The 15818-nt window shown below is 60.7% G+C and carries 10 protein-coding genes; 4 read left to right on the top strand and 6 right to left on the bottom strand.

Going from position 1 to position 15818, the window contains the following annotated elements; all coding sequences use genetic code 11:
* Nucleotides 1-176: 176 nt before the first annotated feature.
* The 3 genes from KUF73_RS07260 (at nucleotide 177) to xopAW (ending at nucleotide 3044) form a co-directional block, all read left to right on the top strand.
* Complete coding sequence (locus tag KUF73_RS07260) at nucleotides 177-935, top strand: response regulator (RefSeq protein ID WP_218437359.1); 759 nt, start codon at nucleotides 177-179, stop codon at nucleotides 933-935.
* On the top strand, nucleotides 935-1984 hold the full coding sequence (locus tag KUF73_RS07255; protein WP_218437358.1) for a HAMP domain-containing sensor histidine kinase: 1050 nt from the start codon (nucleotides 935-937) through the stop codon (nucleotides 1982-1984). The genes KUF73_RS07260 and KUF73_RS07255 overlap by 1 nt, the downstream gene beginning before the upstream one ends.
* Nucleotides 1985-2198: 214 nt before the next feature.
* On the top strand, nucleotides 2199-3044 hold the full coding sequence (gene xopAW, locus KUF73_RS07250) for an EF-hand domain-containing protein (RefSeq protein ID WP_218437357.1): 846 nt from the start codon (nucleotides 2199-2201) through the stop codon (nucleotides 3042-3044).
* A 219-nt stretch (nucleotides 3045-3263) separates the two neighbouring features.
* On the opposite strand, the gene KUF73_RS07245 is transcribed toward xopAW, so the two are convergent.
* The 3 genes from KUF73_RS07245 to aceK form a co-directional block, all read right to left on the bottom strand.
* Nucleotides 3264-4385 (bottom strand): beta-ketoacyl-ACP synthase III, encoded by a 1122-nt coding sequence (locus tag KUF73_RS07245; RefSeq protein WP_218437356.1) that lies wholly within the window; start codon nucleotides 4383-4385, stop codon nucleotides 3264-3266.
* Between the two features lie 344 nt (nucleotides 4386-4729).
* The gene (gene hrpA / locus KUF73_RS07240; protein WP_218437355.1) at nucleotides 4730-8641 is read right to left on the bottom strand and encodes an ATP-dependent RNA helicase HrpA; all 3912 of its coding nucleotides are present in this window, start codon (nucleotides 8639-8641) and stop codon (nucleotides 4730-4732) included.
* Between the two features lie 189 nt (nucleotides 8642-8830).
* Nucleotides 8831-10549 (bottom strand): bifunctional isocitrate dehydrogenase kinase/phosphatase, encoded by a 1719-nt coding sequence (gene aceK / locus KUF73_RS07235; RefSeq protein ID WP_218437354.1) that lies wholly within the window; start codon nucleotides 10547-10549, stop codon nucleotides 8831-8833.
* A gap of 179 nt (nucleotides 10550-10728) precedes the next feature.
* Here aceK and KUF73_RS07230 point away from each other — a divergent pair, with 179 nt between their 5' ends.
* The gene (locus KUF73_RS07230; RefSeq protein ID WP_218437353.1) at nucleotides 10729-11637 is read left to right on the top strand and encodes a DMT family transporter; all 909 of its coding nucleotides are present in this window, start codon (nucleotides 10729-10731) and stop codon (nucleotides 11635-11637) included.
* A gap of 136 nt (nucleotides 11638-11773) precedes the next feature.
* Here KUF73_RS07230 and KUF73_RS07225 read toward each other — a convergent pair whose 3' ends face one another.
* The 3 genes from KUF73_RS07225 to KUF73_RS07215 form a co-directional block, all read right to left on the bottom strand.
* Nucleotides 11774-13354: an aldehyde dehydrogenase (NADP(+)) gene (locus KUF73_RS07225; RefSeq protein ID WP_218437352.1), complete on the bottom strand. Its 1581-nt coding sequence runs from the start codon at nucleotides 13352-13354 to the stop codon at nucleotides 11774-11776.
* A 74-nt stretch (nucleotides 13355-13428) separates the two neighbouring features.
* The gene (gene araD1 / locus KUF73_RS07220; RefSeq protein WP_218437351.1) at nucleotides 13429-14424 is read right to left on the bottom strand and encodes an AraD1 family protein; all 996 of its coding nucleotides are present in this window, start codon (nucleotides 14422-14424) and stop codon (nucleotides 13429-13431) included.
* A gap of 53 nt (nucleotides 14425-14477) precedes the next feature.
* On the bottom strand, nucleotides 14478-15653 hold the full coding sequence (locus tag KUF73_RS07215; RefSeq protein ID WP_218437350.1) for an L-rhamnonate dehydratase: 1176 nt from the start codon (nucleotides 15651-15653) through the stop codon (nucleotides 14478-14480).
* Between the last annotated feature and the right edge of the window lie 165 nt (nucleotides 15654-15818).

Raw genomic sequence — 15818 nt, 5'->3', positions numbered from 1 at the left:
ATTGTGTCGAGTCCGGTACAGTCCCGACACGCCCACAACACCCTTGCCCGTTACCCTCGGCTGCCGCAACACGTCCTTACAGCACTTCCCGCCTCCGGGCCGGACGCCTATGCTGAAGCCACAACCTCGCAGCCTATCTTTGTGGTTGGCAGCCTACCTGGCAGATGAACGCACGCATGCACAACACCCACGCACCTGTGAACGACGATCAAAAAGCGCCCGGCGACGACAAACGCTGGAGCATTCGCGCCCTGATCGTCGACGATGACGTCCCGATCCGTGAATTGATGATCGATTACCTGGCCCGGTTCAACATCCACGCCAGCGGCGTCACCGATGGCGCCGCGATGCGCCTGGCCCTGCAAGCCGAGCATTTCGATGTGGTTGTGCTCGACCTGATGCTGCCCGGCGAAGACGGCCTGTCGCTGTGCCGCTGGCTGCGCGCCGAATCCGACATCCCGATCCTGATGCTCACCGCCCGCTGCGAACCCACCGATCGAATCATCGGCCTGGAACTGGGCGCCGACGATTACATGGCCAAGCCATTTGAGCCGCGCGAACTGGTAGCACGCATCCAGACCATCCTGCGCCGGGTGCGCGACGACCGCACTGAACAACGGGCCAACATCCGCTTCGACAACTGGCGCTTGAACAGCGTATTGCGTCAACTGATCGCCGATGATGGCCTGGTAGTGCCGCTGTCCAACGCCGAATTCCGTCTGTTGTGGGTGTTCATTGAACGTCCGCGTCGGGTCCTCAGCCGCGAACAACTGCTGGACGCCGCCCGCGGTCGCTCGATCGAAGCCTTTGATCGCAGCATAGACCTGCTGGTCTCGCGCCTGCGGCAAAAACTCGGTGATGACCCAAAAGCGCCGCAGCTGATCAAGACCGTGCGCGGTGAGGGCTACCTGTTCGACGCCAGAGACATCGGCTGATGCGAGGGCGCTTCGATACGCTCTTCGGCCGCCTGTTTGGCGTGCTGCTGGTGGCGATTATCCTGGCGCACTTGCTGGCGTTTGCCTGGTTTCACTATTACGGCCCGCCGCCACCTCCGCCACCGCCGGAATTTTCCGAAGCCTTCGACGGACAACGCCCCGCACCGGACCCGCGCTTCGCAAACCGGCCGCCACGGCCGTGGTTCGGCGGGCCGCTGGTACCGCTGACCTTTCAGTTGATCTCGCTGATCATTGCCGCCTGGTACGGTGCCAAATTGTTGAGTCGGCCGATCCAGCGCCTCAGTGACGCGGCCGAGCGCTTGAGCGAAAACCTCGACAGCCACCCATTGGAAGAGTCAGGTCCCCGGGAAGCACGGCAAGCGGCGCACACCTTCAACAAGATGCAACGAAGGATCATCGAGCAAGTGAAGCAGCGCTCGCGCATGCTCGGCGCGGTGTCCCACGATCTGCGCACACCGCTGTCGCGGCTCAAGCTGCGGCTGGAACAGATCGACGATGACAAGCTGCAAGGCCAGATGCGTCAGGATCTGGACGACATGATCAGCATGCTCGACGCCACCCTTACTTATCTGCACGAACAACGCACCAGCGAGGCGCCGCAGTGGATGGACGTGCAGGCGCTGATTGAGTCCTTGAGCGAAAACGCCCAGGACCAGGGCGCCGATGTACAGGCCAGCGGTCACTGCGCGCCGCTGCAAGTGCAGCCGATGGCGCTGCGTTCCTGCATCAACAACCTGCTGGACAACGCCCTGCGTTATGCCGGGCAGGCGCTGATCAGCCTTGAAGACCATCGCGAGCAGTTGATCATCCGGGTCATCGACCATGGGCCGGGGATCGCGGCGGAGCAACGCGAAGCGGTGTTTGAACCGTTCTTCCGCCTGGAGGGTTCACGCAATCGCAATTCCGGTGGTGTCGGCCTGGGCATGACCATCGCCCGCGAGGCGGCGGAGCGGCTGGGCGGGCAATTGAGCCTGGAAGAGACGCACGGTGGCGGGTTGACTGCGATTATTCGTTTGCCCAGAGTTTGAGGCGCAGCAACAAAGATCGCAGCCTTCGGCAGCTCCTACATTGAAAGGCGATCCCCAGTAGGAGCTGCCGCAGGCTGCGATCTTTTGACTTTGCATCAGACACTTATCTCATGTGTACCGACCGGTACAAACCTCACATACCCACGACACCTTGCCCCTTGAGTCTGCATAAGCCGGTGCACCCACCGGTTTTCCATTCCAGGGAGTGAGTCCAATGATCGGTAGCGTCAGCAATTACACGAGCTATACCAGCACCAGCAGTACCACAACCAATAGCGCCCGCTCGCAACAGTTCCAGAAAGAACTGTTGGCCAAACTCGACACCAACAGCGACGGCGCGGTGGATCAGGATGAACTCAAGAGCGCGCTGTCGCAGAAAAGCGACGATGGCTTGCTGGTTAACCTGAGCAAAAATTTTGCAGACCTGGACAGCGACGACAGTGGCAACCTGAGCAGCGAAGAAATGGCCGCCATGGCCCCTCCGCCGCCACCGCCCCGGGATCAGGCCCCGGACACCGAACTGGCTGACGCACTGATCAGTGCACTGGATGCCGACGGCGACGGCGCCATCAGCAGCGACGAGCTGAGCAATGGCCTGACCAGCGCCGGCAGCACAGCCGACAGCAAAGAGATCTTCTCGGCCCTGGACAAGAACCAGGACGGCACCGTCAGCAAGGACGAACTGGCCGCCAGCCTTGCGCCGCCACCGCCCCCACCGCAGCAAATGTCCAGCGATGAACTGTTCAGCAGCCTGGACGCCGACAGTGATGGCAGCGTCAGCGCCACCGAGCTGAGCAGCGCGTTGCAGGCCAGTGATTCATCGACCAGCACCGACACCAGCGCCGCATTGCTCAAGGTTCTGGATAGCGACAGCAGCGGCGGCGTCAGCAGCGATGAACTCAAAGCCGCACTGCAAGCCGGCCGCGAGCAAAACAGCGACAGCACCACGACGCAATCCGCCACCCGCGAAGCGCTGAACAAAATGATCGCCAACCTGAGCAAGCAATATTCGCTCGACAACGTGGCGAGCGTGGGCAAGTACCTGAACGTGGCGACCTGAGGCAATTAGCCTCGTTGCAGGAGCGAGGCTTGCCCGCGAAAGCGGTGTGTCAGGCAACATCTCTGTTGAATGTGATGGCCTCTTCGCGGGCAAGCCTCGCTCCTACAGAGTTTGTGTCGGGTGCAATATTTGTAAACCAACCGACACCTGTAGGAGCCGAGCTTGCTCGCGAGGGCGGTGGGTCAGCCCGCAACGATGTTGACTGACACACTGCGTAGCTCAGCGCTTGCGCAGTATCACGCTGCCGATCGAGTAACCGGCACCGAACGAGCTGAGCACTGCCAGCGAGCCGGCAGGCAGGTCATCCTGGTTCTTGTGAAACGCAATCACGGAACCTGCGGAACTGGTGTTGGCATAGGTGTCGAGAATCACCGGTGCTTCCTGTTCGGTAGCGTCGCGACCGAGCAGTTTCTTGACGATCAGGTGGTTCATGCTGAGGTTGGCCTGGTGCAGCCAGAAGCGCTTCACGTCGCTGACGTTTAGCTGGTTCTCCGACAGGTGCGTCGCGACCAGCTCGGCCACCATCGGGCACACATCGCGGAACACCTTGCGGCCTTCCTGCACGAACAGCTTATCCCTGGCACCAACGCCCTCTTCCGCTGCGCGGTTGAGGAAGCCGAAGTTGTTGCGGATGTTGTTGGAGAACTTGGTCAGCAACTTGGTGCTGACAATGTCGAACTGGTACTTGGACGTGGCGAGGTCGGCACGCTCGATGATCACTGCGGTGGCAGCGTCGCCGAAGATGAAGTGGCTGTCGCGGTCGCGGAAGTTCAAGTGGCCGGTGCAGACTTCCGGATTGACCATCAGGATCGCCCGGGCCTGGCCCAGCTGGATGCTGTTGGCAGCGGTCTGGATGCCGAAGGTCGCCGAAGAACACGCCACGTTCATGTCAAAACCGAAACCCTGGATGCCCAGTGCTTCCTGAACTTCAATGGCAATGGCCGGGTAGGCGCGCTGCAGGTTGGAGCAGGCGACGATCACACCGTCGATGTCCGCTGCGGTTTTGCCCGCACGTTGCAGGGCTTGTTCGGCCGCGCCAATGGCCATCTGGCAGAGCACCGACCATTCGTCGTTCGAGCGCTCCGGCAGGCGTGGCGCCATGCGTTGCGGGTCGAGGATGCCTTCCTTGTCCATGACAAAGCGGCTTTTGATGCCAGAGGCTTTTTCGATAAACGCTGCGCTGGACTCGGTCAACGCCTCGACTTCGCCGCGGGCGATGGCATCGGCGTTATCGGCGTTGAATTGCACCACATAAGTATTGAAAGACTGCACCAGCTCTTCGTTGGAGATGCTGTTGGCCGGAGTGTAAAGGCCGGTGCCGCTGATGACGACGTTATGCATGGTCGTGTCTCTGATCTGTTCAGGCAGAAAGTATTGGCACCGTCGTACCAACACACAAAGGGATCGCTCCCGCTCGGGGAAGCAAACCTGGGCATCGCTTTATTCCGTACCGCCCGAACCATGGAAGGCTCAAAACCGCGGGGCCGGCGTTTATAGGCGCGAAGTTTGCCATAAACGTCGGCTTTTGGCCCCTTTTTGCTGGATCACAACTCCATGTAGGAGCTGCCGAAGGCTGTGATCTTTTGATCTTTTATCGTCGCAACAAAGAAAGATCAAAAGATCGCAGCCTTCGGCAGCTCCTACAGTCGATCACAGCCAAATACAGTGATCGCAAAGGATCGGGTTTAGGGCTCGACTTGCGTCCACTGCTTGTTCAAGCGCTTGTCGGAGATCGGCACCTTGGTCCCCAACTGCTGGGCGAACAGCGAAACCCGGTACTCTTCCAGCCACCAGCGATACAGCTCCAGCTGCGGGTCGCGTTTGCCTTCCTGGGCGTGTTTGTTGGCGCGGGTCTGGTATTGGGCCCAGAGGCCGGACAACTCGCCGCTCCACACCCGATCCTTCTGCACTTGCGCGCCGAGTTTCTCGAAGCGCTGCTCGATGGCCTTGAGGTAACGCGGCAACTCCTTGAGCCATTGCATCGGCGTTTCCCGGACGAAGCCTGGGTACACCAGATGGCTGAGCTGCTGCTTGATGTCGTTCAGGGCCACGGCTTGTGCCAGGTCGATCTTGCCCTTGAAGCGCTTTTGCAGGCCGTGCCAAAGCTTGAGAATCTCCAGGGTCAGCTTCGCCAGACGTTCCGCGTGCTCGGTCCAGCCGCCACGCTTGCGCTCGGCCAGCGACGCCAGCCCCGCGCCGTCACGGGGCAGCGGGTCTTCGCCGTCAAGAATGCAGCTGTCGAGGCTGGCCAGCAGAATGTCTTCCACCAGCGCATCGATACGCCCCAGCTCGCGGTACATCAATCCCAGCTCGGTCAGCCCCGGCAACTTGCCGCGCAGGAACTTCGCCGGTTCCGCCAATTGCTGCATCAGCAAACGTTGCAAGGCACGGCGATGTTGAAACTCGGCTTCAGCTGGCGTCGAGAAGCGCCCTTCCTTGACCGTTCCCGCCTCTTCCACCAGCGCCGGATACACCGTCATCGACAAGCCGGCGATCTTCTGTTGGGTTTTCTCGGCAACGGCAGCAAACACCTTCGGCTCGACCGGCTGCTGGCTTTTCGCAGTCTGCGGCACGGCTAATGCGGCTTGGCTGGCTTCGGCAAAACGTGCGGTCAGCTCGGCCAGATCACGCCCTTCGCCGAGGAACTTGCCTTGTGCGTCGACAATTTCCAGGTTCATGCGCAAATGGCTTTCGACCTGTTGTGCAGCTTCCGCCCAGGCTTCGTCGCTGACGCGGGCACCGGTCATACGCAACAACTCGCGTCCCAGCGCCTGGGGCAACGAACCTTCAGCAAAGGTCATGCGCTGCAACGCCGCTTTGATGAAATCCGGCACCGGCACGAAATTCTTGCGCAAGGCCTTGGGCAGGTTGCGTACCAGCGCGATGCACTTGGCCTCGATCACTCCCGGCACCAGCCATTCCAGGCGTTCCGGCGGCAGCATCGGCAACAGCGGTGCCGGCACGCGCAGGGTCACACCGTCGCGTGGATGGTTGGGTTCGAAGTGGTAACTCAGGGCCAATTCCAGATCACCGATGTGCAGGGTGTCCGGGTAATGCTGGGCGGTGACTTCACTGGCCTCGCGGGCCAGCACGTCTTCTTCGCGCATGATCAGCAGCTGCGGGTCTTTCTGGCTGTTGATTCGATACCAGCTGTCGAAGGTCGCGGTCTGGTGAATCTCCGCCGGCAACCGCGCGTCGTAAAAGGCATACAGGGTTTCTTCATCCGCGAGAATGTCGCGACGACGGGCCTTGGCCTCCAGCTCGTCGAGCTGTTCCAGCAGCTGCTTGTTTGCAGTCAGGCACTTGGCCTTGGATTGAATTTCGCCACGCACCAGCCCTTCACGGATAAACAACTCGCGGGACACCACCGGGTCCACCGGCCCGTAATGCACTGGCCGGCGACCGACCACGATCAATCCGAACAAGGTGATCTGCTCGAAAGCCACGACCTGCCCGCGCTTTTTCTCCCAATGGGGTTCGAAGTGGTTTTTCTTGATCAGGTGCCCGGCCAACGGTTCGATCCAGTCGGCATCAATCTTCGCCACCATCCGCGCATAGAGCTTGGTGGTTTCCACCAGCTCGGCGGTCATCAACCATTGCGGGCGCTTCTTGCCGATCCCCGATGACGGGTGAATCCAGAAGCGCCGCTGGCGAGCGCCGAGGTAATCGCCGTCTTCGGTTTTCTGCCCGATCTGACTGAGCAAACCGACCAGAACGGCTTTGTGCAGCTTCGGATAATCCGCCGGTTCTTTGTTGAGGCTCAGCTGCATGTCGCGGCAGATCAGGCTCAACTGGCGGTGGGAATCGCGCCATTCGCGCAGGCGCAGATAATTCAGGAAATTCTTGCGACACCAGTTACGCAGCGGGCTTGCGGTCAACGCCTGGCGCTGCTCTTCGAAGCCGCGCCACAGATTGACCAGCCCGGCGAAGTCCGAATCCACGTCTTTCCATTGCGCATGGGCCTGATCCGCCGCTTGCTGACGCTCCGGCGGACGTTCGCGCGGGTCTTGGATCGACATGGCGCTGGCGACGATCAGCACTTCCTGCAAGCTGCCAAGTTTGGCCGCTTCGAGCAGCATGCGGCCCATGCGCGGGTCCACCGGTAGCCGCGCCAATTGCCGACCGAGCGGGGTCAGTTGGCTGTTGCGATCCACCGCCGAGAGTTCTTGCAGCAGGTTGTAACCGTCACTGATGGCCTTGCCATCCGGCGGCTCGATGAACGGGAACGCGGTGACCTCACCGAGGCGCAGGTGCAGCATCTGCAAGATAACGGCGGCGAGGTTGGTGCGCAGGATCTCCGGGTCGGTAAATTCCGGACGTCCAATGAAATCTTCTTCGCTGTACAGGCGGATGCAAATGCCCGGCTCGACCCGTCCGCAACGGCCCTTGCGCTGGTTGGCGCTGGCCTGGGAAATGGCTTCGATGGGCAGGCGCTGGACCTTGGCACGGTAGCTGTAGCGGCTGATGCGCGCGGTACCGCTGTCGATCACGTAACGAATGCCGGGCACCGTCAGCGAGGTTTCCGCGACGTTGGTCGCCAGAACCACGCGACGCCCCGGGTGCGACTGGAAAATCCGCTGCTGTTCGGCCGGCGACAAGCGTGCGTACAACGGCAGAATTTCGGTGTGTTTGAGTTGGGCCTTGCGCAGCATGTCGGCGGCGTCGCGGATTTCGCGCTCGCCGGGCAAGAACACCAGCACATCGCCGGGGCTGCGGCGTTCGCTGCGTTCGTACGCGGCGATTTCGTCGAGGGTGGCGAGGATTGCCTGATCCACGGTCAGGTCGTCTTCGACGCGGTTGCCCTCTTCGTCCTGCTCCAGAGTCAGCGGGCGATACCAAGTGTCCACCGGGAAGGTGCGGCCAGACACTTCGACAATCGGCGCATCGTCAAAATGCTTGGAGAAGCGCTCCAGATCGATGGTCGCCGAAGTGATGATGACTTTCAGGTCCGGGCGACGCGGCAACAGGGTTTTCAGGTAGCCGAGCAGGAAGTCGATGTTGAGGCTGCGTTCGTGAGCTTCGTCGACGATGATCGTGTCGTAGCGTTCCAGATAACGGTCGTTCTGGGTTTCCGCCAACAGGATGCCGTCGGTCATCAGTTTGATCAGGGTGTTGGAATCGCTCTGGTCCTCGAAACGCACCTGGTAGCCGACCAGCGCGCCCAACGGCGTGCCCAGTTCCTCGGCAACCCGGCTCGCCACACTGCGCGCGGCGATTCGGCGTGGTTGGGTATGGCCGATAAGACCGTGCTGGCCGCGACCGATTTCCAGGCAGATCTTCGGCAACTGGGTGGTTTTACCCGAGCCGGTTTCGCCAGCAATGATCAGCACTTGATGCTTTTGCAGCGCCGCTTTGATTTCGTCACGCTTGGCGGCGATCGGCAGGCTGTCGTCGTAGCGAATCACCGGCAGGCTGGCCTTGCGTGCCAGCACCTGATCACAGGAAGCCTGCATGCGCGCCACCCATTGGGCCAGCTTGGCCTCGTCGGGGTTCTTGCGCAGCTCAAGCAACTGCCGCCGCAGCCGGTGGCGGTCGGCGAGCATGGCGTGATCGAGGTTTTTCAGCAGTTTGTCGATGGAGGGCGATTCGTCGGTCATCGGGTACGCAATTCAGTCGTCTAGTGGCGCAGGTTGCAGATTGTCGCAGATTTGCTATGGATTGGCTGGTTCTCCTGTAGGAGCTGTGTAGGAGCTGTCGAGTGAAACGAGGCTGCGATCTTTTGACCTTGAATTTTAAAAGCAGGATCAAAAGATCGCAGCCTGCGGCAGCCCCTGCAGAGTGCGTATTTATTCGTTATTGAGGCCTTTGCGGCGATACGGGAACACGTCGATCACCTTGCCGGCGCGTATCGCCTCTTGCAGGCTTTTCCAGTAATCGGCGTTGTACAACTCGCCATGCAATTGATCGAACAACTTGCGCTGCCCGAAATCGGCAAACAAAAACGGCGGGAACTCTTCGGGGAACACATCCAGCGGTCCGATCGAGTACCACGGCTCGGACGCCATTTCGTCTTCCGGCGTGCGCGGCTCCGGGATGTGGCGGAAGTTGGCTTCGGTCAGGAAACAGATCTCGTCGTAGTCGTAAAACACCACGCGACCATGACGGGTGACGCCGAAGTTTTTCAGCAGCATGTCGCCAGGAAAAATGTTTGCCGCCGCCAGTTGCTTGATCGCCAGGCCGTAATCTTCCAGGGCTTCGCGCACTTGCGCTTCGTTGGCATTCTCCAGATACAGGTTGAGCGGTGTCATCCGCCGTTCGGTCCAGCAGTGGCGGATCAGCACCGTGTCGCCTTCCACCGACACTGTGGACGGCGCGACCTCCAACAGTTCCTCCAGACACGCCGGCTCGAACTTGCTCAGCGGAAAACGGAAGTCGGCGAACTCCTGGGTATCGGCCATGCGCCCGACACGGTCGACGCTTTTCACCAAGCGGTACTTCTCGATCACCGTGGCGCGGTCGACGTTTTTCGACGGCGAAAAACGATCCTTGATGATTTTGAATACGGTGTTGAAGCCCGGCAGGGTGAACACGGTCATGACCATGCCGCGCACGCCGGGGGCCATGATGAACTGGTCGTCGGTGTTGGCCAGGTGGTTGATCAACGCGCGGTAGAACTCGGACTTGCCGTGTTTGTAGAAGCCGATCGAGGTGTAGAGCTCGGCAATGTGCTTGCCCGGCAGGATACGCTTGAGGAAGCCGATGAACTCCGCCGGCACCGGCACATCCACCATGAAGTAAGAACGGGTGAACGAGAAGATGATCGACACATCCGCTTCATCAGTGATCAGCGCATCGATCTGGATGCCGTGGCCTTCACGGTGCAGCAGCGGAATCGCCAACGGCCATTGCTCATCAGCGGTGTAGATGCGCCCAACCAGATAAGCGCCCTTATTGCGGTAGAGCACCGAGGAAAACAGTTCGACACTCAACTCCGGGTCCTTGCACACCCAGTCCGGCAGGCTCTCGCGCAGTTGTGCTTCGAGGCGGCGCAGGTCGCCGGACAGGTCGGCGTATTCCTCGCTGAAACGGTAGTCGGCAAAAATGCTCGCCAGCATGCCGGACAACTGGCCCTGGGGTTTGTAGGTACGGGTTTGTGCAGCGCGAGCCCGACGCAGGCTTGGCCGGGTGGTGTGGATGAACATGCAGCCGTCGCTGATCAAGTCATGGCTGAACAGCCCGCAGAAAATCGAGTTGTACCAGGTCTCGGACAGCTCATCGTCGAAACGCAGGTCGATCAACGAGATGTAAGCGCTTTTGACCAGCGGCCAGCAACTGACGTCCAGCGTGTCCGTGTCGAAAGCGATGCGCAGCCGATCTACCGTTTCGCTGACTTTTTCTTCGTAGAGATTGATCCGCGCCGCCGACGCCGATTGCGTCTCCTGCCACTGGGCCTGTTCAAAACGGGCCCGGGCGCCGTCAGTGATCTGGCGGAAATGCTCGCGGTAATCGTCGAAGCCGTCGAGGATCAAACGGGCGATGTCGGCGGCTGGCCAATGCTGCGGCATGGTGAGACCTCTGCGGGAATTCGGGAAGCCTGAGCTTAGCCAGTGAAGCGGGTGCAGGAGAAGTGTAATTTTCGGGCTGCCGCGTCATCGACGCGCTTGGGAGTTATATGCGCGTTTTGCGGTTGCCATCGATCAGGCGCTCGGCAACACTCTCGTCCCCATCAAGGAAGGAACGCGCTGTGAATCCCGTCGATATATTCCGTTTACTGTCACTGGCGGCCATTTGGGGTGCGAGTTTTCTGTTCATGCGCATCATCGCCCCGGTGATTGGCAGTATTCCTACGGCTTTTTTCCGCGTATCGATTGCCGCTGCCGGGTTGCTGGTGATTCTTGGCCTGATGCGCATCAGCTGGGATTTCAAAGGCAAACTCAAGACCGTGATGCTGCTCGGGGTGATCAACTCTGGCATTCCCGCGACCCTGTATTCCGTCGCCGCGCAGGTGCTTCCAGCCGGTTATTCATCGATTTTCAATGCCACCACGCCGCTGATGGGTGTGCTGATCGGCGTCCTGTTTTTCCATGAACGGCTCACCGTAGCCAAACTGGGTGGCGTATTCCTCGGGCTGTTCGGGGTCGGCGTACTGACCCGTGCAGGCCCCATGGCGTTCGATATTGAATTGTTGATGGGTGCCGCTGCCTGCCTGCTCGCCACGACCTGCTACGGTTTTGCCGGTTTCCTGGCCCGTCGCTGGCTCGATCAGGCGGGAGGTCTCGACAGTCGTCTTTCGGCGTTGGGCAGCATGCTCGGGGCAACGCTGTTCCTGTTGCCGTTGTTCGGTTACAGCGTGATCAACCAGCCACCGGCGAGCTGGGGCGGCTGGAGTGTCTGGTTGTCGTTGCTGGGGTTGGGGCTGATGTGTACGGCGCTTGCGTACATCATCTACTTCCGTTTGCTCAGCTCGGTCGGGCCGGTGAAGTCGATGACCACGACCTTCCTGATCCCGCCGTTCGGAGTTCTGTGGGGGGCATTGTTGCTGGATGAGCCGCTGTCGATGGCGCACATTTATGGCGGGGTTTTGATTGCGGCGGCGTTGTGGTTGGTGTTGAAGCCGGCGGTGGTGAAAGTGGCTGAGGTGACGGCCAAGTAAATTTGTGGCGCAGCCGAGGACGCCTTCGCGGGCAAGCCTCGCTCCTACGGGATTGAGTTGCCGCGTAATGTTGGGCACGACTCAAATCTGTAGGAGCGAGGCTTGCCCGCGAAGGCGATAGTCCAGACACCGACCATTACAGAGCGAGGGCACTCACCTCCCCATCCACCAACCGCCGAATCCCCAGCGGATTGGCATCCTGCAACGCCTCGGGCAGCAACGCATCCGGGTAATTCTGGAAGCACACTGGCCGCAGGAATCGATCAATGGCCAAGGTCCCGACCGAAGTCCCGCGCGAATCCGACGTCGCCGGATACGGCCCGCCATGTACCATCGCCTCGCACACCTCGACCCCGGTCGGATAGCCATTGAGCAGAATCCGCCCGACCTTTTCCTGCAGCATCTCCGCCAGCCAGCGGTACTCCAGCAACTCCTCGACTTCGCCGATCAGGGTCGCCGTGAGTTGCCCGCGCAAGCCGTGCAGCGCCGCTGCCAACTGCGCCCGGTCTGCGACTTCGATGACGATGGTGGTCGGTCCGAACACTTCTTCCTGAAGCAATTCATCCCCCTTGAGCAACAGGCTGACATCGGCCTTGAACACCTGCGGCTGCGCTTGGTGGCCTTGCTGTGGCTTGCCTGCCAGGTGCGTCAATCCCGGATGTTCATGCAACTCGCCAAGGCCTCGGCTGTAGCTGACCAGCGCGCCGGCATTGAGCATGGTCTGCGCCGGTTGCTGGTTCATGCTGGCGCAGAACGTTTCCAGGAACAGGCTGAACTGCGGTGAACGCAAGCCAATGACCAGGCCGGGATTGGTACAGAACTGACCGCAGCCCAAGGTCACCGAGCCGGCCAGTTGCGCAGCAATCTGCTCACCGCGTACCGCCAGCGCCTCGGGCAGCAGGAATACCGGGTTGATGCTCGACATCTCGGCAAACACCGGGATCGGTTGTGGCCGGTTCGCGGCCATGTGGCTCAGGGCATTGCCGCCCTTGAGCGAACCAGTGAAACCGACAGCCTGGATCGCCGGGTGCTTGACCAGCCACTCACCGACACCACCGCCGTAGATCATGTTGAACACGCCAGCCGGCATGTCGGTGCGCTCGGCAGCGCGGATGATCGCGTCTGCCACCCATTCGGCGGTTGCCATGTGCCCGCTGTGAGCCTTGAACACCACCGGGCAACCGGCGGCCAATGCTGAAGCGGTATCGCCGCCGGCAGTGGAAAATGCCAGCGGAAAGTTGCTGGCGCCGAACACCGCCACAGGCCCCAGCGCGATGCGGTACTGACGCAAATCCGGACGCGGCAATGGCTGGCGATCGGGCAACGCGCGGTCGATACGCGCGCCGTAGAAATCGCCGCGACGCAGGACGTTGGCGAACAAACGCATCTGCCCGCTGGTACGGCCACGCTCACCTTGAATGCGCCCGGCCGGCAATGCGGTTTCGCGGCACACGGTGGCGACGAAATCTTCGCCCAATGCGTCGATTTCATCGGCGATGGCGTCGAGGAATGTGGCGCGTTTTTCCGCACTGAGGTTGCGGTAGGTCGGGTACGCCGCAGCGGCCGCTTTGGCAGCGGCGTCCACTTCGGCTTCGGATGCCTGGAAGAACGTGCCCGGTAGCGCCTCGCCAGTGGTGGCGTCGAGGCTTTGCAATTGCAAAGTCCCGTTGGCGCTGCGCCGACCGCCGATGTAGTTGTGTCCAGATAACGTGGTCATGAGTGATTCCTTGATCGCCTGACTAGCCGAATATATGTGCGGCGCTCTTGAGTCCATCGCGAGCAAGCTCGCTCCTACAACGTGCGAACCTGACCGATGGCCAACGGCTGGGCGCTTTCACCGATGCCGTTTACCAACGGTGCACCGAACTCTTCGAGGCTGATCTGGAAACGATCTCCCGGCTGGGTTTTCACGCCGTCGGCAAACGACAGTGTGGCGGTGCCGAAGTAGTGCACATGGACATCACCGGGGCGCAAAAACTGCGCGTACTTGAAGTGATGGAATTCCAGATTGGCGAGGCTGTGGCACATGTTGTCTTCGCCGCTGAGAAACTCCTTTTCCCAGATCGTTTCGCCATTGCGCTTGATGCGGCTGGTGCCGGCCAGATGCCTGGGCAATTCACCGACGCGCAGCTCCGGACCGAAGGAGCAAAAACGCAGTTTCGAATGAGCGAGGTACAGGTAATTGCGCCTCTCCATCACATGGTCGGAGAACTCGTTGCCCAAGGCATAACCGAGGCGATACGGCTGGCCGTCGTCGCCAATCACATAGAGCCCGGTCAGCTCCGGTTCTTCCCCGGCGTCTTCGGCGAATGGCGGCACCGGGAAGTCCGCACCAGGTCGCACGACGATGCTGCCATCACCTTTGTAGAACCATTCCGGCTGCGCGCCGACCTGCCCCGCCGCCGGTTTTCCGCCCTCCAGGCCCCACTTGAAAATACGCATGGTGTCGGTCATGCCGGCTTCCACCGCGCCTTCTTGCTGATGCATTTTGTCTCGCGCCGAAGCGCTGCCCAAGTGAGTCAGGCCGGTGCCGCTGATCAGGCAATGGGCCGGGTCTTCGTGGTCCAGCGGCGGCAGGACGCGACCTTGCTGCAACAGCGGCGCATATTCCGGGCCTGGCTCGGTGCCGCGCCGGGCGACTTCTTCTTGCAGGCTGCGGTTGGCGCGGATCGCCGCCAGTGCCAGCTCCCGAGTGCTGCGGGTGTCGCGCAGGACTTGAATCCGTGCACCCTCGACGAGGCCGACCTGGCGTTCACCGGTGGCGTTTTCAAATTGAATCAGGCGCATGGCGGCCCTCCAGAAAGTCAGGATTGGCGCTGCCCGAAAGCAGCGCTGCAAGGTCACTCGATGATGTTGAAGTCGCTCAAGTATTCATCGGAGATTTCCAGACCCAGGCCCGGCTTGTTGTCGTCCAGCTGGATGTAGCCGTTGACCGGTTGCGGTTCGCCCTTGAACACGTAGTAGAAGAGTTCGTTGCCGACTTCGACGTCGAATACCGGGAAGAACTCGGCCATCGGCGAGGCGGTGGTGGACATGGTCAGGTGGTAATTGTGCATCTGCCCGGCATGCGGGATGACAGGCACCGACCAGGCTTCGGCCATGGCGTTGATCTTGCGCGCGGCAGTGATACCGCCGACGCGGTTGGTGTCGTACTGGATCACGTCGACGGCGCGGCGTTCCAGCAGGTCTTTGAAGCCGTAGGAGGTGAACTCGTGTTCGCCGCCGGAGATTGGCATGATCCCCATTTTTTTGAGTTCGATGTAACCCTCGATGTCGTCGGCGATCACCGGTTCTTCGAGCCAGCGCGGTTCGAACTCGGCCAGTTTCGGCAACATGCGGCGGGCATATTCCAGGGTCCAGCCCATGTAGCATTCGAGCATGATGTCGATGTCCGGGCCGGCCAGTTCACGCAGCGCCCGCACCTGTTCGATGTTTTTGCGCATGCCTGCCGGGCCGTCTTTCGGGCCGTAGCCGAAACGCATTTTCAGTGCGGTGAAACCCTGGCTCAGATAGCCCTGGGCTTCTTCTAGGAACAGGTCGAGGTTGTCGTTGGCGTAGAGCTTCGAGGCGTAGGTCCAGATCTTTTCCTTGGTGCGGCCGCCGAGCAACTTGAACACCGGCTTGTTCACCGCTTTGCCCATGATGTCCCAGATGGCAATGTCGATCGCCGAGATCGCCGCCATGCCAATGCCTTTGCGGCCCCAGGCGTGGCTCTGGCGGTACATCTTCTGCCAGATGTATTCGTTGTCGAACGGGTCTTCGCCGATGGCGATTGGCGCGAGGTAAGTGTCGATGATTTCCTTGGCCACACGCGGTGCCAGGGCGCAGTTACCGATGCCGACAAGACCGGTATCGGTCTCGACTTCCACCACCAGCCAGCCGTGGAAACGGAACGAGCCCATGGCATCGCCGCGCTCGAACAGAATGTCGCTGGCGTTGGTGCAGAAGTGCGCTTGAGGTGGGACGACTTTGCCTTTCCACTCGAAAACGCGGGTACGGATCGCTTTGATTTTCATGAATACAGTTTCCTTGCGCTGCCGGCTTTTTATAGTTGTTGAGTCGTGTGTCCAGAGCCGCTCGTGTGATCGGTTCCAGGCGTTCGATGGGGCGACTTTAGCCAGCGCTCGGGGGGTGCGGATAATCACTTATGCGTATCCGGCGATAACCTCAGGTGATATCGA

This window comes from Pseudomonas sp. PD9R (genome assembly GCF_019200975.1).
Taxonomy (GTDB): domain Bacteria; phylum Pseudomonadota; class Gammaproteobacteria; order Pseudomonadales; family Pseudomonadaceae; genus Aquipseudomonas.
This window is presented reverse-complemented; position numbering and strand designations above follow the sequence as displayed.

Bases quoted from the DNA above. Each gene is read 5' to 3' on its own strand.
- KUF73_RS07260 (WP_218437359.1), top strand. From the start codon at position 177: ATGCACAACACCCACGCACCTGTGAACGACGATCAAAAAGCGCCCGGC.
- KUF73_RS07255 (WP_218437358.1), top strand. From the start codon at position 935: ATGCGAGGGCGCTTCGATACGCTCTTCGGCCGCCTGTTTGGCGTGCTG.
- xopAW (WP_218437357.1), top strand. From the start codon at position 2,199: ATGATCGGTAGCGTCAGCAATTACACGAGCTATACCAGCACCAGCAGT.
- KUF73_RS07245 (WP_218437356.1), bottom strand. From the start codon at position 4,385: ATGCATAACGTCGTCATCAGCGGCACCGGCCTTTACACTCCGGCCAAC.
- hrpA (WP_218437355.1), bottom strand. From the start codon at position 8,641: ATGACCGACGAATCGCCCTCCATCGACAAACTGCTGAAAAACCTCGAT.
- aceK (WP_218437354.1), bottom strand. From the start codon at position 10,549: ATGCCGCAGCATTGGCCAGCCGCCGACATCGCCCGTTTGATCCTCGAC.
- KUF73_RS07225 (WP_218437352.1), bottom strand. From the start codon at position 13,354: ATGACCACGTTATCTGGACACAACTACATCGGCGGTCGGCGCAGCGCC.
- araD1 (WP_218437351.1), bottom strand. From the start codon at position 14,424: ATGCGCCTGATTCAATTTGAAAACGCCACCGGTGAACGCCAGGTCGGC.
- KUF73_RS07215 (WP_218437350.1), bottom strand. From the start codon at position 15,653: ATGAAAATCAAAGCGATCCGTACCCGCGTTTTCGAGTGGAAAGGCAAA.